18 protein-coding genes are annotated in these 19,516 nt (G+C 42.2%); 7 read left to right on the plus strand and 11 right to left on the minus strand.

Annotated features, from left to right (window positions below; genetic code table 11):
• The gene (locus AOC03_RS03155) at window positions 1-429 is read right to left on the minus strand and encodes a low molecular weight protein-tyrosine-phosphatase (RefSeq protein WP_062533562.1); all 429 of its coding nucleotides are present in this window, start codon (window positions 427-429) and stop codon (window positions 1-3) included.
• A gap of 15 nt (window positions 430-444) precedes the next feature.
• Window positions 445-1,521 (minus strand): polysaccharide biosynthesis/export family protein, encoded by a 1,077-nt coding sequence (locus AOC03_RS03160; protein WP_062536424.1) that lies wholly within the window; start codon window positions 1,519-1,521, stop codon window positions 445-447.
• A 472-nt stretch (window positions 1,522-1,993) separates the two neighbouring features.
• Here AOC03_RS03160 and rluB point away from each other — a divergent pair, with 472 nt between their 5' ends.
• The gene (gene rluB / locus AOC03_RS03165) at window positions 1,994-2,911 is read left to right on the plus strand and encodes a 23S rRNA pseudouridine(2605) synthase RluB (RefSeq protein WP_062533563.1); all 918 of its coding nucleotides are present in this window, start codon (window positions 1,994-1,996) and stop codon (window positions 2,909-2,911) included.
• A gap of 140 nt (window positions 2,912-3,051) precedes the next feature.
• Here the strand turns inward: rluB and AOC03_RS03170 are convergent, their stop codons facing one another.
• On the minus strand, window positions 3,052-3,636 hold the full coding sequence (locus AOC03_RS03170; RefSeq protein WP_062533564.1) for a hypothetical protein: 585 nt from the start codon (window positions 3,634-3,636) through the stop codon (window positions 3,052-3,054).
• Window positions 3,637-3,666: 30 nt separating this feature from the next.
• Window positions 3,667-4,230 (minus strand): hypothetical protein, encoded by a 564-nt coding sequence (locus AOC03_RS03175; RefSeq protein ID WP_062533565.1) that lies wholly within the window; start codon window positions 4,228-4,230, stop codon window positions 3,667-3,669.
• 227 nt (window positions 4,231-4,457) lie between these two features.
• Between AOC03_RS03175 and AOC03_RS03180 the strand changes: the two genes are divergently transcribed.
• Window positions 4,458-5,060, plus strand: a complete 603-nt coding sequence (locus tag AOC03_RS03180) for a LysE/ArgO family amino acid transporter (protein WP_062533566.1) — start codon at window positions 4,458-4,460, stop codon at window positions 5,058-5,060.
• An 85-nt stretch (window positions 5,061-5,145) separates the two neighbouring features.
• On the opposite strand, the gene AOC03_RS03185 is transcribed toward AOC03_RS03180, so the two are convergent.
• From AOC03_RS03185 to AOC03_RS03195, 3 genes are all read right to left on the minus strand, one after another.
• A complete protein-coding gene (locus AOC03_RS03185) occupies window positions 5,146-5,787 on the minus strand; it encodes a MarC family protein (protein ID WP_062533567.1) in 642 nt (213 codons plus the stop codon).
• A gap of 164 nt (window positions 5,788-5,951) precedes the next feature.
• A complete protein-coding gene (gene nadC / locus AOC03_RS03190; protein WP_062533568.1) occupies window positions 5,952-6,812 on the minus strand; it encodes a carboxylating nicotinate-nucleotide diphosphorylase in 861 nt (286 codons plus the stop codon).
• Window positions 6,813-6,985: 173 nt separating this feature from the next.
• Window positions 6,986-8,026, minus strand: a complete 1,041-nt coding sequence (locus AOC03_RS03195; protein WP_062533569.1) for an NUDIX hydrolase — start codon at window positions 8,024-8,026, stop codon at window positions 6,986-6,988.
• Between the two features lie 304 nt (window positions 8,027-8,330).
• On the opposite strand from AOC03_RS03195, the gene nadA reads away from it, so the two are divergent.
• From nadA to AOC03_RS03210, 3 genes are all read left to right on the plus strand, one after another.
• Complete coding sequence (gene nadA, locus AOC03_RS03200; protein WP_062533570.1) at window positions 8,331-9,470, plus strand: quinolinate synthase NadA; 1,140 nt, start codon at window positions 8,331-8,333, stop codon at window positions 9,468-9,470.
• Window positions 9,454-11,331, plus strand: coding sequence for an L-aspartate oxidase (gene nadB / locus AOC03_RS03205; protein ID WP_084785755.1), 1,878 nt, complete (start codon window positions 9,454-9,456; stop codon window positions 11,329-11,331). Before nadA ends, nadB begins: the two co-directional genes overlap by 17 nt.
• 80 nt (window positions 11,332-11,411) lie before the next feature.
• Complete coding sequence (locus AOC03_RS03210; protein WP_062533572.1) at window positions 11,412-12,323, plus strand: lysine exporter LysO family protein; 912 nt, start codon at window positions 11,412-11,414, stop codon at window positions 12,321-12,323.
• 57 nt (window positions 12,324-12,380) lie between these two features.
• Here the strand turns inward: AOC03_RS03210 and AOC03_RS03215 are convergent, their stop codons facing one another.
• The 3 genes from AOC03_RS03215 to AOC03_RS03225 form a co-directional block, all read right to left on the minus strand.
• Window positions 12,381-13,331: a COG2958 family protein gene (locus tag AOC03_RS03215; RefSeq protein ID WP_062533573.1), complete on the minus strand. Its 951-nt coding sequence runs from the start codon at window positions 13,329-13,331 to the stop codon at window positions 12,381-12,383.
• Window positions 13,332-13,425: 94 nt separating this feature from the next.
• Window positions 13,426-14,721, minus strand: coding sequence for an FAD-dependent oxidoreductase (locus tag AOC03_RS03220; protein ID WP_062533574.1), 1,296 nt, complete (start codon window positions 14,719-14,721; stop codon window positions 13,426-13,428).
• Window positions 14,722-14,829: 108 nt separating this feature from the next.
• Window positions 14,830-16,152: an FAD-dependent monooxygenase gene (locus AOC03_RS03225; protein ID WP_062533575.1), complete on the minus strand. Its 1,323-nt coding sequence runs from the start codon at window positions 16,150-16,152 to the stop codon at window positions 14,830-14,832.
• A 574-nt stretch (window positions 16,153-16,726) separates the two neighbouring features.
• Here AOC03_RS03225 and AOC03_RS03230 point away from each other — a divergent pair.
• Together AOC03_RS03230 and ybeY are read left to right on the plus strand one after the other, a co-directional pair.
• Window positions 16,727-17,830 (plus strand): PhoH family protein, encoded by a 1,104-nt coding sequence (locus AOC03_RS03230; RefSeq protein WP_204247922.1) that lies wholly within the window; start codon window positions 16,727-16,729, stop codon window positions 17,828-17,830.
• 121 nt (window positions 17,831-17,951) lie between these two features.
• Window positions 17,952-18,554 carry an rRNA maturation RNase YbeY gene (ybeY, locus tag AOC03_RS03235; RefSeq protein ID WP_062533577.1) on the plus strand — a complete coding sequence of 201 codons (603 nt, stop codon included), beginning with the start codon at window positions 17,952-17,954 and terminating at the stop codon, window positions 18,552-18,554.
• 54 nt (window positions 18,555-18,608) lie between these two features.
• On the opposite strand, the gene AOC03_RS03240 is transcribed toward ybeY, so the two are convergent.
• Entirely contained in the window at window positions 18,609-19,493 is an 885-nt protein-coding gene (locus tag AOC03_RS03240; protein WP_062533578.1) for a mechanosensitive ion channel family protein, read from the minus strand.
• Window positions 19,494-19,516: the final 23 nt, after the last annotated feature.

Below are 19,516 nucleotides of genomic sequence, written 5' to 3' on the forward strand. Positions count from 1 at the left end.
TTAAATTTTATTAAACCACTGATCTAAGCCATCAATAATATCTTGTTTGGCCGTCTCAAACGCTGACTCACTATGCCCATAAGGATCGGCAATATCTATGTCAATCCAGTGTCCGATTCTAAAGGTTTTACCTCGACAATGTGGCCATTGATCTTCAATCCATTTAGTTTGGTTGATTGACATGGTAAAAATCAAATCTGCTGTCACTACCAGCTCTTCGCTGATTTGTTTAGCAATATGATCACTCATATATATATTGCTTGCTGCCATAACTGCCATTGCCTTGGCATCAGCATGATGACCAACCACTGCAGAAAGACCAGCGGAATCAATATGCTTTTGTGGGTATTGACGCTCTAAAAGGGCCGCAGCTATTGGGCTACGACATATATTGCCCACACATACTACTAAGATATTAGTAAAGCTCATAATATATATTGCTACCTATAGACTTGATAAACTTCTAACTGCAGATGTAGATGGTAGTAATGAACTAATAACGCGATTCCAACGGGTTAAGCCAGTGGGATCAACATAAACAATATCGTTTGCCTGCATCTCAAAACGATTAGCGAGTGCAAAGCTGGTGATTGCTTGCATATCAACGTAATAAATATTGGTATATTGAGAGTTAGGATTATCACGAACCACATATATCTTAGCGGCATTCGCAGTTCTGGAGTCAAGACCTCGCGACTCACCTAAGACCTGCGCCAAACTAATTCCTTGCTCAAGAATAGGTACAGGTTCCACTTTGCCAAACTCACCTAATACATAAACTTTATTACGACTTTGGCTATTAACATGAATGGAATCACCATCTTGCAAATAAATTTGGTTAGCTGATGATCCCATTTGTCTTAATGACTGCAACCCTATATTATAATTAACGCCTTTACGGTTTAGTACAATATTATTTGAATCGCCAGTTGGGCTTGCTCCGCCTGCCATAGAGATTGCGCTATATAACGAGACTGGTGCATCAGCAATGCTAAATTCTCCAGGCTTATTGACTTCACCATCAATAAAAAACTTATTGCCACGATAATCAGTAATCTTTACTTGTGGGTCTGAGTATTTAAGATAGCGTTGTAACTGTCCACGTAGGTTAGCGGTAAACTGCGGCACACTGACCCCACTTGCTTTAATACGTCCTATCAGCGGAAACTGAATAAAACCCTGCTGATCTACGGGGTATCCTGATGTACCAGCAGATGTGATATCCGGATAACCAACTAAGATAATGCTTAGAACATCACCTTGAGCAATACGGTAATCTGTTCGAGCAGACATCTTAATTAATCGCGACAAGTCGTTAATAGGGCGAACTATTTGCTTAGGCGGTAGCGTTGCCAAAGTTAATGGTTGTACATTGAACTGAATGCCATTATCAGCTGTGAAAGAGCCACTAGGCGGCAATGCACCAGAATGAAGACCAGAATTAAGAGTAGCTGTACAACCAGAAAGCAGGCTGATGAGTATTAAACATGCTGCACTTAAGAGCTTGTTTGAGAGTCGCATAGCAAAGAGCCCCATGAACAATAAAGTTGTAAATAAATAGTAAATTCATTTACAACTTTATAATTACATTAATAGCAAAAATAATCGATATTATAACATAAGTTGCCTAAAATTAATCATTTTTTACGTTTCATCTGCATAAAAAGCGCTTTTCTAACTTATTGTTTATATTTAAATCAACTTTAATCTATAAATTACATCTTAGTATGATTTTTTCAGAAGAAAAATACTTTATAGACAAAAATATAGCTTATAAATTTTGTTTAACTCTTTATAAACAGTATTATTACTTATATCGTAAGATTTAAATGAATTTCCTCTATAGCTTAAGGAAGCTCACAACACGCAGCCAGTTTCTTTTTCTTAGGAAACAGGATAATTAAATTATAATTTGTACTAAATAGCGTATAATATTCCTTTTTTATATCTATACATTGAGAAATGTATCCCTAACCGATTCAAGGAAATCATTATGAAAGATGAAAAACTGCAAAAAGCCCTCGCTCGTATGGGTCTTGGTTCACGCCGTCAGATGGAAGAAGTCATCAAATCAGGTCGCGTAACCGTCAATAATGCGCCTGCTACTATTGGTGATCGTGTCGAGCAAGGCGATGAGATTCGCGTTGATGGTCGTCAAATTAAATATACGGCTGAAAATGAAAAACGTCGCCGCGTGTTGGCTTATTATAAACCTGAAGGTGAAGTTTGTTCTGCTAATGATCCAGAAGGTCGTCCAACGGTATTTGAGCGCCTGCCAAAACTTACCCATGATCGCTGGGTGATGGTTGGACGCTTGGATATCAATTCTACTGGTCTATTATTATTTACTAATGATGGCGAGATGGCGCACCGTTTGATGCATCCATCAAGTGAAGTAACACGCGAGTATGCCGTACGGGTATTGGGTGAAGTAACCCCAGCTATGGCACGGGCGATGACTACAGGCGTGATGTTAGAAGATGGCTTAGCCAAGTTTGATGACATCAAAGAAGGCGGCGGTGAAGGCGTTAATAAGTGGCATCATGTCAAACTTAAAGAAGGGCGTAACCGTGAAGTACGCCGTTTATTTGAGTCACAAGGTCTTAAAGTCAGCCGTTTATTACGCACCAGCTATGGAGATATCGCGCTACCAAAAGAGTTGCGCACCGGTCGTTTCTTAGAGTTAGATAGAAAAGACATCAATATTCTGACTGATTTGGTAAGTTTACGTCCACGTTATGGCACAGGTCTACATGGCGCTGCGAAACGTAAGCAAGAACGTATTAAAGAGAAGCCTTTAAAAGCGCGCCGTAGTGAAAATACGCGTAGCAGTACAGCGAAACCTAAGAGTAGCGCTAGCCCTGCCAGCCGCGGCTCACGCAACACTCGTGATCGTAACACGCAGCGTTAGTACTTGATTGCATAGTCTTTCATTGCATAGTACTTGATTGCTAAGTCTTAAAATGATTCGTTAAAAAAGCTACCAATGGTAAATTATCATTGGTAGCTTTTTATTGTACACACTAGACTTTCATTTCATAAAGTTAGTATTTAATTATGACTATTTAAATAGTTCTTCATCACCCGTAATTCTTCTAAACTCTGTGTTTCAAGCTTTTCTAATAGACGATCTAAGCGTCCTTCGATAGTATCCAGAGCTTCTTGTAACAATTGGCTGGCTTCAGTGTGTTTAACATTCTCAGTCGTAAAACCAGAATTTGTATTGTTTTTAACATTTAATAAACGGTTATTAAAACCGAGCAAACGATTGTGACTGGCTAACATCTCAGGCAACCGTGTATATAATAGCTTCTGCAGTAAAAATTGCTCTTCGCTCAGTACTGGTGTTATTTTTTGCAATTCTAAACTTTGCTGGTCGTTATGATAGGTAGCCAGTTTTTTATCAATGCGCTGCAACTGACGTAACTGTCGCTCTGGTAGGACGCTTAAATGCTGCGTGTTTAACGTTAATTGTTGCCAGGTTATAGTCGCTAACGATAATGGCTGATTAGGATTTTGATAAATAAGCACACCAGGAGTAATACCGACTATTTTATGCAGCGCATGCCAGCCTTTTCTACCCAAGTATAGAACCGTAACTGTGGTTATTACTATCATACCAAGCAGTGTAATCATGCTTACTGATCGCTCCTTACGCTATGTAATTTATACATGACTGTCTTCAGAGATTGGATTATCAAAGCGCTGCTGTAAATAACGATTGGTGACCAATAGCTTCTGTCCATCTTGATGATAAGAAGCATCGAGCAGATCATCGAACTGCGCATTAATCGTCCCCAGTACTTCTAAAAGCGCTTCTTTGCCCGTGACATCAGAGTTTTTAATCTTCGTATTGTCAGCGCGTGCGCCTTCTAAATCATAGAGACGGCGATAGTCAGCGACTGCTTGCGGAATATGTTTATCCATTAAATTTTGAATCATGATATAAGTTTCGGTGACCGCATCTTTGTCATTAATTTGACCATCATTATTGGTATCACCATAAATCACGCGTAGCTTCTCACCTTTTTGATTGATTTGGGCAAGTGCATTTTTTACGGCTTCTGGTAAGCCTTTTTCGGGAATATATCCCAATTGTGGCATGGCTTTATATTCTAGCATTTTCGGTGCGGTAACTTTTTTGATGCCACGATAACCCAGATAGATGCCCGCAGCGGGCAGCACACCATATAAGACAAACATCACGAGCATGGCGGTTATTTGGGTCATTCGGGTTTCCTTATTATTGAGGCGTCATTACTGAGTTCTCTTTATTATAGTTATTGAGTGCTATTAATCACGCACTATGCGCTTATTAAACAAAGAAATCGAGGTAAGTTAAACCCTTATATTGTTATACATTGCAGTGCTTATGTTAAACCATCACCATCAAATCACATTTATCCTATGCCCTAGTGCTTATCCATTACTAATAATTACCCATTAGATGAAAATTTATGCTTGCTACTGATTATTTTTCCGGCTTCTTGCTTGGATTGTCGCTGATTTTTGCTATTGGCTCACAAAACGCTTTTGTCCTAAAGCAAGGGTTAAGGCGCGAGCACGTCTTTTTAATTTGCTTATTTTGTGCGGTAAGTGATGCCTTATTAATATCAGCAGGTGTAGCAGGATTTGGCGCGGTAACGGCACGCTATCCACACGTGGTTGATATGGCAAAAATTGCTGGAAGCTTATTTTTATTTGGCTACGGCCTGCTAAGCTTATACACCAGTATTACCTTCTCCCACGCGCTAAGCGCTGATGGACAAGCTGTCACCAGTTTAAAAAAAGCACTGTTATTATGTTTTGGCTTTACATGGCTAAATCCGCACGTTTATTTAGATACCTTGGTGCTGGTTGGCATGGTTTCAACGGGAGCAGGTAGCAAATTACTGTTTGCCAGCGGTGCCGTCAGCGCCTCATTTTTCTTCTTTTTTGCATTGGGATATGGCGCAAGGCTATTAACACCGCTGTTCGCAAAGCCAAAAGCGTGGAATATACTGGATGCACTGGTCGGCGTACTGATGCTGTACTTGGCATGGCATTTATATCAAAGCTGATATTATTTTTGTAAATTATCAATTAAATACTTCGTCACAGCAGACCTGATACGCTCACCATGTAGTCGTGGAATAATAGAAAAAATTACACTAAATTAGGGAATAGCGTGCGTAAACCACTAACAATAATTTCAATGGCAACCGCAGCTAGCAGCATACCCATAATCCGGCTCATGATATTCAGCCCCGTATCACCAAGCACGCGGCTGATACGCCCTGCTGCCATCAAGGCTAAATAACAAAAGATACTAATCAGTAAACCAGCAATAATCACCGCGGAAACGCGCAGGACACCGGATATCTGCGAAGAATAAATAATCACCGTTGAGATGCCGCCCGGGCCAATCATCATCGGGATCGCAAGTGGTACGACTGCTGCTGCAGTACTTGGCGGCTGGTCATGAATATTACCCACATCAAAATTTTCTTGATCAGGTTTGACTGGATTGCCCTCGCCATTCATCATATTAATGGCGATTAGAAATACCAGAATACCACCTGCCATTTGAAACGAGCCAATCGATATACCCAATACTTTGAGCAATGACTCGCCAGCTAAGGTAAAAAAGCTGATGGTAATAAAAATAGTTAAACAGGCAATACGCGCAACTTTACGTCGATTGGTCATCGAGTAACCGCGTGTCAAATCTAAAAACAGCGTCAACGCGCCAAACGGATTAATCAGTACCATAAAGGCTAGAATAATTTTGATAATCTCAGTATCCATCTGACGCTCACTTTTTCATCGGCAAAAAGATAAGGTCATCGTGCGTGTGCAGCGATGACCCAGTAGTCTGTTAGCAGTGGCATTGTAACATAGGCAGATAACCTAATTAAATCATTAACTTCACATGATTTTTGCCCACTTTTCCGATAGAAGTAATTTTAAAGTTACGCACTAAAATCAAGCCCAATATCAAGCGCAGTCGTGCTATGAGTCAGATAACCCATCGCGATAAAATCAACGCCTGTTTCGGCTACGGCTCGAACGCTATCTGGCGTAATCCCACCTGACGCCTCTGTCTTCGCTCGACCTTGACACATAATGACCGCTTGGCGCAATAATTTAGGCGGCATGTTATCCAATAATACCAAACTAACACCTGTATCGAGTGCCAATTCTAATTGCGCTAAAGTATCTACCTCGACCTCAATTGGTATCAAGTGTCCCGCAAATTTTTGCGCCTGCTTAATAGCGGTACTGATGTCGCCAGCAATAGCGATATGGTTGTCTTTAATTAAAATGGCATCATCTAAACCTAAACGATGATTGCGTCCGCCTCCGCAACGTACCGCATATTTTTGGACGGTGCGCAGTCCCGGAATGGTCTTACGGGTGCAGGTAATTTGTGCCGGATAATCTGCCACACTATCCACAATTTGCCGTGTAGCCGTTGCGATACCGCTCAGATGCGTCATAAAATTCAATGCAGTACGCTCGGCGGTCAATAGATGACGCGCATTACCACGGACAGTTGCTAATACTGTGTCTGCCGCGACTGTTTCTCCATCGCTAACCGCAGCCACAAACTCAATATGGGCATCAACTAAGGCAAATGACAAACGTGCTAAGTCCATACCGCAAATCACACCTGCTTGCCGCGCTTTAATCTCTAATTTTGCTTGCATCTCTACTGGAATCGTCGCCTGCGAGGTCACATCACCACGCCGACCCAAGTCTTCAAGTAATGCCACCTCCACTAACGGCTTGAGTAATACCTCATCCAATGCGGGCTGTACTTTATCTGTCATATTTGACCCTTTTTCGGCTCTTTATTAATATTAATTACTTAAACTCAAAATGAGCATAAATATAACGTAAAGTGCAGTAGCTCGCAAGATAAGAGAATCATTTATTTATATCTTCTCACTATCTGAACATCAGTATAAAAAATAATATTCTATTCAAAACTAATTACGTGAAGCTATTTACGTTTGGGCAATTTGCTATCCATCAGTAAGCTTTGTAATTCAATATCATGGCGAAAACGATATAACTTCGCTGGGCGACCACGTTGAGCGTTACTACTGCCACCTGTTGGTATGACTAAATTTTGGGAATCCAGCAGACGGCGAAAGTTTTGCTTATGCAAAGGTACGCCGGATAATGCTTCAACACTTTGCTGTAACTGCGACAAGGTAAAGATATCAGGCATCAAGCCAAAAATAAGCGGTTGGTACTCTATTTTTGCCCGCAACCTCGAGATGGCGGTAGCAATCACACGGCGATGATCGTAATACATCGGCACCCCTATCATCTGTGACCAATCCATAGGTAATTTATTAGGCTGATACGTTGGCGCTTCTGGAATCAAGCCTGCTTCATAAAGCATCTCATAACGCAGAAGCACATGCTCTGCAACCCACTCAGTAGCTTCACCCTTATAACACTTATCATGCACTACCTGATAATTACTCTTGTCAGCGTCATCTTCTTGTCGTGTGTCTATCGGCTCCGAACTCATTCCCCAACATAAGCGAATACGTTGCCTGCGACGGTACTGCGCTGCCTCATCATTAGCACTCTCTGCCCACGCCAATAACGCCGGTAAAATCAAACGTGTAATGATATCAGGCGTGCCAGTTAAATGATTTTCCCACGGAAAATAGTCATACCAATCGCGCCATAATGCTTGGCTTTGTAGCTTAGTCGTTTGTGTTTCTTGCACGAGACCTAAATAGCTGACATACACCAACGCATGACCATCAATATTGCGCCGACTGGTATCGACAAAGGTATATAACTGCTCTAAATAACCCAAAGGCTGCTGCGTCTGTTCTTCCACCCACTGGCGTACACCCGCCTGTAACGAGCGATGCAATGGCATCAAAGGTCCATTAGGTAAAAGCTTACCTTGATCAACTGTTAAAACACGCGCCGTATGGTCGGTAATAGCAATAAGCACCGCGACCACTTCTGTCGTGCCACTGCCCTGCTGATGCGCATGCGAATAAGACAAAGTCATAGTATTCCGTAATTACCCTTTATATCTACTAATTGATTCATGCTGTTATAAAACAGCATGCTCGTAATAAAAATCAGTATAGCGTGAAAGCGGTTTTGGATGCGGTTCTATCATCGTCATCACCCGTTATTAGTATGACAAAAACTGATATTAAGTCATAAATAATATAAAAAATCACTTGTAGTTATGCTCAAAATGAGCATAATGAAATTATCTTACCTTTATTTACTCTTTCACTCTGCTTTAGCTGACTTATTTTTTAGTGGCTCATTGATTATCGCTAACGCACCAGAGGCTTACACCTATGAAAACTTATCCCTATGACGCGCCCATTTTAAGCACTGACAATCGTATTGCTATTAAGATGAACATTGAATATGCCAAAGCTAAGATGCCGGCAGATTTGCCACGCTCTGAGCGACTTAAAGTTGAAGCGAACATTAAGCAGCTATTAAAAGATAATAATGCGGTGCTAGTGGCACATTATTATGTTGACCCGTTTATTCAAGATTTAGCACTGGCAACGGGTGGCTGCGTGGGTGATTCACTAGAAATGGCACGTTTTGGACAAGCGCATAGTGCGCAAACCTTAGTGGTTGCAGGCGTACGCTTTATGGGTGAATCGGCAAAAATACTCAGTATGGAAAAAACGATATTGATGCCGGATTTGGAAGCTGAGTGTTCGCTGGATTTGGGCTGTCCTATCGAAGAGTTTTCTGCTTTTTGTGACGCGCATCCTGAGCGGACGGTGGTTGTTTATGCCAATACCAGTGCGGCAGTCAAGGCGCGCGCGGATTGGGTAGTGACCTCTTCAGTGGGTATTGATATCGTGCGCCATTTACATGAGCAAGGCGAGACCATTATTTGGGGACCAGATAGACATTTGGGAAAATATATTGCGCGCGAAACGGGTGCAGATATGCTGTTATGGCAAGGTTCATGCATGGTGCATAATGAATTTAAAGCCACGGAACTGCTGCAATTAAAATCAGAATATCCAACCGCTAAAGTCTTGGTACATCCTGAATCGCCTGATAGTGTGGTGGCGCTTGCCGATGTGGTCGGCTCAACCAGTAAGTTGCTCCAGTCAACCTACGAGATGGACGCGGACACCTTTATTGTAGCAACGGATTTGGGTATCTTGCACGAAATGCAAAAACGCTCACCGAATAAACGCTTTTTAGCCGCACCGACCGCAGGCGAAAGTGCCAGCTGTAAAAGCTGCGCCTTTTGTCCATGGATGGCGATGAATGGATTGCAAGGTATTGAGCAGTGTTTGATTAACAATAGTGGTGAGGTCACTCTGACACCTGAAACGGCAGATGCGGCTAGAAAACCATTACAGCGTATGCTTGATTTTGCTAAAGACAACCAACAACGAGTCGCTACAAGTGGTGATTTGGTCACTGACCGTCCTTTATTTACCAATGTCGGAGCTGCGTAATATGAAGGCGCTATTGGCAGATAATAGCAGTACATCTATTGATACTGACGTTTTGATTATCGGTGCAGGATTGGCAGGATTAAGTACCGCATTATGTTTGCCAAAGTCATTAAATATTACGATATTAAGCAAAGCTGCGTTGGAGAGTTGTTCCAGTCACTATGCCCAAGGCGGTATCGCAGCAAGCTTGGATGAAAATGATACCAGTGCTGCCCATGTGGCCGATACCTTAACTGCCGGTGCAGGATTATGTACTATTGATAATACCACGCAAATTTTAAGTGCTGGGCAACAGGCAGTACAATGGTTATGCGATCAAGGCGTACCTTTTACCAAAATTCCGCTAAGTGATACTCATCAAAGTCTCAATGCAGTAAATTCTAGCGCTGATTTAAAAACGGCTGATTTACATTTAACTCAAGAAGGCGGTCATGGCTGCCGACGCGTTGCACATGCAGACGATGCAACAGGTCGTCATATTATGCAAACGCTTTCGGCACGAGTGCAAACGTCTACTAATATCACCATATTGCCTTATCTTGAGGCGCTAAGTTTGCTGACCGAACCAAATGCTAATACTAAAACGCAAATAACAAGTGACTTAAAAGATAAGCATTGCCAAGGTGCGATTGTCTTTGACCATCACAATCAACGTCAATTAAATTTTCGTAGTCGCGCAGTCATATTGGCAAGTGGCGGCTTAGGACAATTGTTTCAACGTGCCAGCGCCCCCAATGTTTGTGTGGGCGATGGCGTCATGATGGCATGGCAAGCAGGCTGCCGCCTAGCCAATTTAGAGTTTGTGCAGTTTCATCCGACAGGCTTGGCATTAGGCGATAGCAGCTTTCTAATCTCAGAAGCGTTGCGCGGTGAAGGCGGTCACCTATATTGCCCGAAATCAGGCGTGCGCTTTATGCTAGATATTGACAGTCGAGCAGAACTTGCCCCACGAGATATTGTGGCGCGTGCCATTGCTGAGCAAATTCATAATAACGGCTTAGGCTATGTGCATCTTGATGTCAGCCACTTGCCAGCAGAATTTTTGCGTGAGCATTTCCCGCAGATTTATCAGACATTATTAGCGCTTGGCATTGATATCACTATTGATCCTATTCCTGTTGCACCTACAGCGCACTATAGTTGCGGTGGCGTAGTGACTTGTACCAATGGCTTAACCGATGTGCAAGGATTATACGCAGCGGGCGAAGTCGCTTATACCGGTCTACATGGCGCAAATCGCTTGGCAAGTAACTCTTTATTAGAGTGCGTGGTTATCGGTCGTAATATCGCCGCGCACTTGCCAACATATCTGCGCTCTGCTGATTGGGACTCTGTAGAACTTACCAATACTAAGTCGATTCACTTACCCTCGTCTAGCCTAATGACTGAGCATAACTATAATAGTAATGGTAAAGCTCAATCTACTATCAGTACTATTGAGGATATTAATGACATTACTGCCAAGCTAAAAGCCTTAATGAGTCAGAATATGGGTATCACTCGCAGCGCTGAGTTATTAGTACAAGCTCTCGAACAAATACAAGGTTGGCAAGAAAGCATTCGACTTTCAGGTTTAGATGATTTAACGGGTTTAAGCAATATAGACAGCGTAGATAATACAACCACGCCTAACCATCTGATTCAGTTTCGGTTAGAGCGCCAACTACAATTAGCCACGCTCATTGTTCAATCAGCGTATCAGCGCTATGAAAGTCGTGGCGGGCATTACCGAAAGGATTATCCTGATTTAGCCAATAAACCGATGATTAGTGTCATTGAACCTGTCACGGATAAAGCAACCCACCTAAATGCTACCTCAGCGTGGTTATCCACACCCTTTCCAGTAACGAGTTGTGCTTAGCAATTCCAGTTTTTAACCTTTGTTATGTTACAATCGCAGGCTTAGTACCATGTTAGTACCACTGTTACGAGCCTGCCACCATGCAAAACCTAGTCACCTTAGTTCTTGTCTTAATGCCTTTATTTATCGGCTTTGTTATCCCTTCACATCCGTATCTTAGTAAGGTTGCTGATAAAGGTTTAACGTATCTGGTATTTGTTATCTTGACCCTTATCGGTATTGAGCTGTCGCAAGTGCAGGGGCTTGGCAGTCAGTTGGGCGAGATTATACTGTATGTGGCGGTGCTGTCGGTGCTCACTATCGGTACAGGTCTGTTAGCGCTAATGCTATTTGACCGACTGCGCCCTTGGCATGCCAAGAAAACCGCTGTTAAAGGTCAACATCATCCGGTCAGCATCCGCGGCAGTTTGATACAACTCAGCTGCGTCATTGTTGGCTTTATCATTGGGCATTTTTTGCCGACTGCTTATTTGCCTCATGATTCCACCATGACGGTAATGCTAATGCTGCTCATATTACTCGTTGGTATTGGGCTTAAAGGTTCAGGCATTACCTTAAAAGAGGTGATGCTGAATAAACGCGGCGTAGAGATGAGTGTCGTCTTTACGGTTGCGGTATTGGTGGGCGGTTTGATGTTTGCGATGCTATTTACCAATGTGTCATGGACAAAAGGACTAGCACTCGCGTCAGGCTTTGGCTGGTATTCGCTATCGGCGATTGTAATGACGGACGCTTATGGCGCGATTTGGGGCAGTGTGGCGCTGTTCAATGACTTAATCCGTGAGTTTTTCGCGCTGATATTTATACCGCTTGTTATGCGTCAATATCCAACCTCAGCGGTGGGGCTTGGCGGGGCAACCAGTCTTGATTTTACCTTGCCTGTTATACAGCAATCCGGTGGATTGATTGTCGTACCGCTTGCGATTAGCTTTGGTTTTATTATCAATATTGTCTCGCCAGTGCTGATGGTAGTGTTTTCGGCGTTGGGATGAGGATTTAATCTACTGTAAGAAACTATCTAAAATTTAAAGTAGCTTTCATTGATTCTGCTACTCATTCCACAAACTTTTAGTAATTCTACCTGTTTGAATATAAATACCAACTTGATCGATAAAAGATTCAAAATCCTTGTTTTCTTCAGTGATTCGATTAATAGATAACCAGTCAATATTAGTACGCTCACGAGCTGGAATCAATATCTGACTATCGAATAACGATTGCGTATTCAATATCAATACGCCAATTCCGTGCAAACCTGCGAGCATTTGTAGTTCACTCTCTACTGAGGAATCCAATCCTGTAGCAACTAAATAAGCATAGTTAGCCCAACTAGAATTCGAAACTGCTTGAAAGAAGCTTCTGCGTACATTACTTTTGTTTAAATCTTTTTTAACCTCAAACGACCAAAGCCTTACAAAAGCATCATTACTATTACGTACACAATCTCGCACAACACTAGACCAATTTTTATCTAACGTTTCTAGCGCTACAATATCAGGATGTAGCCAGTGGTTTCCACCTGCACCTTGGGTATTTCGCGATTTTCTTTCGTCAATTCGTCTACAGAACAAACCTGTTTCTTCTGCCAAGAATTTAATTAATAATGGATATAGGTCATGCTCATTTAAATCAGGGACGAGATTACTAGCAATTTTACATTCAGACTTCGTCTGAATGTTTAGCACATCAAGTGTGGTTTGTTGTATTGAATCATTAATAATAACTGGGTTTTCTGACCAATAATATAATCTCGGTCTTGGTCTATCTTGAGTAGCTATATTCGAACACTGTTGCTTAGCTGTTTGTGTTCGACTTCCACCAACTTCAGCAGCCAATTGAGTTACAAGATCATTGTAAGTTTTATACCGTGGATTTTTTTGTTTTTCTTTCATTTCAGCCGGATAACGACTTATAAAAAACTCAGCAAGCTCACGAGCAGTAAAAGTACGATCAGGATTTTCTTTAAGCGTTTCAATAATCATTTCTACTCTAGTTTTCATACAATCTCTTTCTTAATCTTACTCATATTATTTGTAAATAGTCCACGAACTAAGCCGACAGTTATTATTCATTTAGTTATTAGATCATTCATTTTTAAACCCCACTAGCCTTTTTAGTAAATAGCCGCATTAATGGTTTAATTTTGCTTACTCGATACATACCTTCATTACGTATCTGCTGAATAGGACGCAGTTGCGCCAGCTCGCCAGCAAACAGCCAGTTAAGGGCCGAAAAGCTATGCATCATCAAACTGTTGTGCGGTCGACGTAGACGCTCATACAGTCGTAAGGTTTGATTGGCACCCCAAAGCGTACCGCCACTACGGGCAAAATCATGTAACAGCTGCTCGCTTAATACTGCTACGTCAAGCATACCCAAGTTCAATCCTTGCCCCGCTAATGGATGTACGCCATGAGCGGCATCACCAATCAAAACCAAATTATCCGAGATATAGCTGTTCGCTTGCTGCGCGGTTAATGGAAAGCTGTCAATCGATTCTATCTGGCTGATAGCGCCCAATTCATAACTGCTGGCAGCCGCCAATTTATCAGCAATCGTGCGCGGTGATTCGGTTAAATAATCCAACGCTTGATTGCGTGGCAGTGTCCAAACGATAGATTGCCAATGTTGTGGCTGGGCTTTATCCGCATCGGTGATATCGGCAAGCGGCAATAATGCAAGCGTGCCTGTTGGCAACATAGCTTGACGGGCAGTTGCCTTGTGCGGCTTTTCAGTTTGAATGGCGCAGCAAATTGCCGTTTGCTTATAATCTAAGGTATCCAGCTCAATGCCTGCTTGCCTACGTACAAATGAGCCACGCCCATCCGCACCGACGAGTAATTTTGCGGTAATAACTGTATTGTCACTCAAAGTGACACGGTAACCGTGCTGACTTCCTTGCCAATCCATTTGCACTACTTTCTGCCCAGCAATGACGGTTAGGTATTCACTGATAGCTGGGTCGTGCAAGCATTGCCACAATGCGTACTCAATAACGGCTGGCTCAACCATGCTACCCAATAATTCAGACGTAACATTGGCTTTATCATCGCCATCATTATTATCATTACGTTCACCAAGCTCATTTTCACCAAACAGTAGCTCACCAATACCATCACGCTGCCATACTTGCATTTGCGTATAGTCAGCTTTGCGCCCTGATGTCGCAATTTTTTGCCATGCACCGATATTTTCGAGGAGCCTAATACTGGCTAAGCTTAGGGCATAGACCCGTGCATCGCGCTGCTGCAATTTATCTACCCAATCCTTTTCGCTGCGTTTTGGATGGGCATCAATTAAGGTTACGGGCAGCTTGGCTTGCGCCAGTTTTAATGCCAAACTTGCGCCAACAATACCGCCACCAATAATTAGCGTATGGTTATTTTGCATAACATATCCTTTATTAATTAGACTTTATAGAGAGCATCGTAAGCAGCTATTAAACCGACCTTTTTTAAGCAGTCATCATTTTTTACAACGTTCATTATTATCAAAGCTCTAAGATTTTAAACCCATCGCATAATTAGCAACTAGCGGCTTAATATTGGGTAATTTATCAAAGGCCAGTAATGCAACGTTACGTGCCAGCTTAATTGCCGGATTGGGATGGGTAAAACCATGGACGACGGCATCACAAAAGCGAATGACGCGTTTTTGGTCTGATTGCCGTGATTTCTCGTAGCGTTTTAGTAGTGTTGGGTCGCCAATGTCAGCGCCTTTTAGAACTTGGGCGCTGATCATTTGCGCCAGTACGTGCGCATCACGCATACAAAGATTAAAGCCTTGACCCGCGACCGGATGCAAAGTGTGCGCTGCATTGCCCATAATGACGCAGCGTCCTTGTACTTGTTTGTCTGCCAATACACGCGTTAATGGATACGCACCGCGACGACCAGCAGCAACAAACGTGCCTGCGCGTTGCCCGAATGCCTGCTGCAAAGTCTGTAAGAAATGTTCATCATTTTCTAAATACTGCGTTTCTTCGCCTGTCGGACATACCCAAACTACTGAGCGTCTGTAACCTTGTTGATAGTCATCATTACCATCGCCTTCTGGATCGGTCAATGGTAATACCGCTAAAGGACCTGCGGGGCTAAAGCGCTCAATCGCACTATGTTCATGTGGTTTATCGGTTTGAACCACACCGACAATCGCCGTTTGCTGATAATCATAAGTTGTTGTACCGATATCAAGAAGCTGACGCACCGTAGAATCACGACCGTCACAAGCAACCAAGAGACTTGCCTGCAATTCTTGCTCATGCTCTTCTTCATTATAATAATTAAAGCGCAGTTTGACCCCAGTCGCTTGTTGCTCAACCGCAGTGACATTGGCATGATCGATAATCGTAATCAGCGCATCATTTTGCGCGGCTAATAATAGTTTGCGCCCAAGCCACGCATTTTCCATCACTTGCCCAAAGGATTCAACTTGCTCATCTACTTTATTCAACTGCGCACGCCCAAAACTACCTTGCTCGCTAATTTGTACGGCATCAATGCGGCAAGCATGGCTTTGCAATGCTGACCACAAACCAATCTCTTGATAAATCTGCACCGTGCGCCGTGATAGCGCAGTATTACGACTGTCTAAATAGTGGCTGCGTGTTTCATCGTCATTGGGGCTAATCGTCGGATAGCTGTTCTTTTCCAGCAAAGTGCTAGCAATACCATGATGTGCCAACAGTAGCGCAAAGGACAAACCCACATGTCCACCACCAACAATAAGCACATGCTGATCCGTGAGTGCTGCTGCATGAGTAGAGTTTGATTGATTAGAAGACTGCTGATCACTTGCTGCATTTGATGCGATATTTATCATCTTATGTTTCCTATGATGCGTGGCTTAATGCGTTTTCATAACGCCATTTATGACCGCGTACAACGGTTTATTAGCTTATATTTTTTATGTGTATGGATTTGATATTGAAGAAATGACGGCTTAAATTGCCAATAATAACTCAACAGATTACCACAAATTATTGTCCACTCCCTATACTGACGAGTATAACCGGCAACGATTAGAAACTAAGGAAAAATCAGGTTGCCAAGTGGTTGCAATCGACATACAAAAACCGTCCTGTCCAGCGCGGCAATGGCTTGAAATTTAAAAACTATCAACCATAATAAAGTAAATGCTTATCTGTCTGTCATTATTAATTCCAATCCACTATTAATGTCGCTATAAATTTTGTCCTCTTTTAAAAAACATAGTAATACAGCGTTAACTTTCAATTTATTAGCCTTTTAAACCCATTAGCCTTTTTAAATGTAATAACTTTTTGAAATTAATAATAGCGTATCAAACACTCTCTCTATTCAGCCCATTAATTATGTCATTTATCAAACAATACTTACTATCGATGACATAGGGCATTTAATAAAAGGATAATCACTTGACTGCTTCCATGAGCCGCCACGTAAAAATCGAATTTTTAACTCCAGCCCAGCTAAAAACGGTACTTGGGGAATACAACAACAACTTAAAATATCTGCAAGAGCGTCTCGATATTAAAATCAGCCAACGCCAAGGAGATTTCACTATAAGCGGTGATTTATCAGACGTTGAGCGTGGCGAACTTATCTTATATAAACTGGTCGATGAAGCGCAAAACTCAAAGAATATTAGCCCAGAAGAGCTGCACCTGATTATCCAATCAAGCCTTGCACGTGATAAAGATGTCGATGATGATTTACCGACTCCTGACATGAGCGATGAAGAGAATTTAGATGCGCCCACTGACTTTACCCCAATCGGTCTTCGTACTCGTAAAGGTAAAATCATCCCACGCGGCGGTAATCAACAACGTTATGTAAAAGATATTCTGTCCTCTGATGTGTCCTTTGGTATTGGTCCTGCCGGTACGGGCAAAACCTATCTCGCGGTTGCCTGCGCGGTTGATATGATTGAACGTAATGAGATTGAGCGTATTTTGCTAGTACGACCAGCGGTTGAAGCAGGCGAAAAACTGGGCTTTTTACCCGGTGATTTAACCCAAAAAATTGACCCTTACTTACGTCCATTATATGATGCACTATATGAGATGATAGGCTTTGATAAAGTTGGCAAAATGATTGAGCGCCAAGAGATTGAGATTGCGCCGCTCGCTTATATGCGTGGGCGTACGCTGAATAACTCCTTCGTAATTTTGGATGAGGCGCAAAATACCACCCCTGAACAAATGAAAATGTTCTTAACGCGTCTAGGCTTTGGCTCACGTGCCGTGATTACAGGGGATATCACACAGGTCGACTTGCCACGCGGCACCAAGTCAGGATTAGCGCAAGCGATGGAAATTTTGAGTGATATTGAAGAAATTCGTATTACTAAGTTTGACTCAAAAGACGTGGTACGCCATCAATTGGTACAAAAAATTGTCGAAGCATACGATGCGTTTGATGAAAAAGAAGAAACTCTCAACGAAAAACGTAAACAAGAACGCTTTATTGCTGAGCAAGCGCGCAAGAAAGCAATAGCAGATGCCGCTGCTAAGTTATAGCGCATACTGTTAAAGCCACTATGTTAAACATCTCACTGTAAAAACAAAAAACCGGATATCATATTCGGTTTTTTATGGTTTTATTTTAATAAAATAAACGACATTACCAAAGGGTATAATAATGAGCCAATCTAATAATGAAAATTATAATATGAATAATACCGATACGAACAATTTAGACTTATATGAGATTACGATTAGTGCCGCCGATAGTATCGATGCTGAGCTGATTAATAGCTTCTATTCAGAAGAAACTCTCTACTCTGTATTAGGCGCAACGTTAGACTATATAGCTGAGCGTATGAATACAGGTCTTGTCCTGCCCTACTTTGCGGATATTGATAACGCAATATGGGCAGAAAAAGTAAAAGGCTTAGATATTTATATCACTGATGCTGTGGAAGGGCGTGAGCTCAATGTAGAGGCACGTGGCAAAGACTATCCAACCAATATTTTATCGTATCCAAGCGAGATGCCGGCAAGCATTATTGAGTTGATGTCCACATTACCGTTAGGTGAGTTTATTATCTGTCACGAGGTCGTTGTACGCGAAGCGGCTGAACAGGACAAAACTATTGAGCAGCATATTAGCCATTTATTGGTGCATGGTATTTTGCATTTACTGGGCTTTGATCATGAGCTTGGACAAGCTGAGCAGGATGAAATGGAAAGTTTTGAAATTGATATTTTAGCGCAATTAAACTTGCCTAATCCTTACCTTTAATCCTGCTCATTTTTCTGACTTATGCTTGTGACTTACATTAATTGCTTATAACAGTCACTTTTCTTTATGCAAATTATCCAGCGGTGGCTTGGGCGTTTGCTCTTTATTCACCAGCTGCTCTAACCCTTTAACATGAACACTGCGCTGCGGAAAGGGCATATCGATTTTATTATCATCCAATGCATATTTAAACTGCTCAAGCAAATCACACTGCATACTCCACCAGTCATCATTGCTCGTCCAAACATTGAGGGTCAAATCAACGGAGTTATCGCCCAAATTGGTTACCCGAACAATGGGCGCAGGTTCACTAAGTGACATGGCATTGCTATTCGCCAATTCCAGTAGGATATTTTTTGCGGTTTTTATATCGGCATCATAGCCAATACCAATGGTAATATCGACGCGGCGATTGGGCAGCGTCGTATAGTTGATAACGGCTGAGGTAGTGATACTGCTGTTCGGAATGATGATGTCATGATTATTAACCGTCGTCATATGGGTATTGACTAAGGTAATCTCTTTAATCGTGCCCGTAAATTCCTTAATCTGCACGTAGTCGCCACGTACAAAGGGGCGAAAGGTTACAATCATAATACCCGCTGCAAAATTTGACAGTTGATCCTTTAATGACAGTCCTATCGCAACCGCAGCACCGCCCAAAATCGCAACCACTGAAGTGGTATGTACGCCAACTTTATTCAGCGCGGCAAGGACAATGATGACCAATAATATGCCGTATAACAATCGACTTAAAAAGTTCGCGGCTGTATGTTCTATACGGCTACGCACCATCAATCGATTGGCAAAATTGACCACTTTGTGAGCCAGCCAGCGCCCAAATACAAAAATAAGCAACGCAATAATGACTTTAAATAATAAGCTCAAGCCATTTTCGGTGAGTGTTGCCACATCAAGGGTAAATCCTAAAAATTCCATAATAGCTCGTTGTTCTATCTTTT

The sequence above is a fragment of the Psychrobacter urativorans genome (assembly GCF_001298525.1).
GTDB lineage: Bacteria > Pseudomonadota > Gammaproteobacteria > Pseudomonadales > Moraxellaceae > Psychrobacter > Psychrobacter urativorans_A.

Coding starts and splice junctions, on each gene's coding strand:
- AOC03_RS03155 (WP_062533562.1), bottom strand. CDS start 429: ATGAGCTTTACTAATATCTTAGTAGTATGTGTGGGCAATATATGTCGT.
- AOC03_RS03160 (WP_062536424.1), bottom strand. CDS start 1,521: ATGCGACTCTCAAACAAGCTCTTAAGTGCAGCATGTTTAATACTCATC.
- rluB (WP_062533563.1), top strand. CDS start 1,994: ATGAAAGATGAAAAACTGCAAAAAGCCCTCGCTCGTATGGGTCTTGGT.
- AOC03_RS03170 (WP_062533564.1), bottom strand. CDS start 3,636: ATGATTACACTGCTTGGTATGATAGTAATAACCACAGTTACGGTTCTA.
- AOC03_RS03175 (WP_062533565.1), bottom strand. CDS start 4,230: ATGACCCAAATAACCGCCATGCTCGTGATGTTTGTCTTATATGGTGTG.
- AOC03_RS03180 (WP_062533566.1), top strand. CDS start 4,458: ATGCTTGCTACTGATTATTTTTCCGGCTTCTTGCTTGGATTGTCGCTG.
- AOC03_RS03185 (WP_062533567.1), bottom strand. CDS start 5,787: ATGGATACTGAGATTATCAAAATTATTCTAGCCTTTATGGTACTGATT.
- nadC (WP_062533568.1), bottom strand. CDS start 6,812: ATGACAGATAAAGTACAGCCCGCATTGGATGAGGTATTACTCAAGCCG.
- AOC03_RS03195 (WP_062533569.1), bottom strand. CDS start 8,026: ATGACTTTGTCTTATTCGCATGCGCATCAGCAGGGCAGTGGCACGACA.
- nadA (WP_062533570.1), top strand. CDS start 8,331: ATGAAAACTTATCCCTATGACGCGCCCATTTTAAGCACTGACAATCGT.
- nadB (WP_084785755.1), top strand. CDS start 9,454: ATGTCGGAGCTGCGTAATATGAAGGCGCTATTGGCAGATAATAGCAGT.
- AOC03_RS03210 (WP_062533572.1), top strand. CDS start 11,412: ATGCAAAACCTAGTCACCTTAGTTCTTGTCTTAATGCCTTTATTTATC.
- AOC03_RS03215 (WP_062533573.1), bottom strand. CDS start 13,331: ATGAAAACTAGAGTAGAAATGATTATTGAAACGCTTAAAGAAAATCCT.
- AOC03_RS03220 (WP_062533574.1), bottom strand. CDS start 14,721: ATGCAAAATAACCATACGCTAATTATTGGTGGCGGTATTGTTGGCGCA.
- AOC03_RS03225 (WP_062533575.1), bottom strand. CDS start 16,152: ATGATAAATATCGCATCAAATGCAGCAAGTGATCAGCAGTCTTCTAAT.
- ybeY (WP_062533577.1), top strand. CDS start 17,952: ATGAGCCAATCTAATAATGAAAATTATAATATGAATAATACCGATACG.
- AOC03_RS03240 (WP_062533578.1), bottom strand. CDS start 19,493: ATGGAATTTTTAGGATTTACCCTTGATGTGGCAACACTCACCGAAAAT.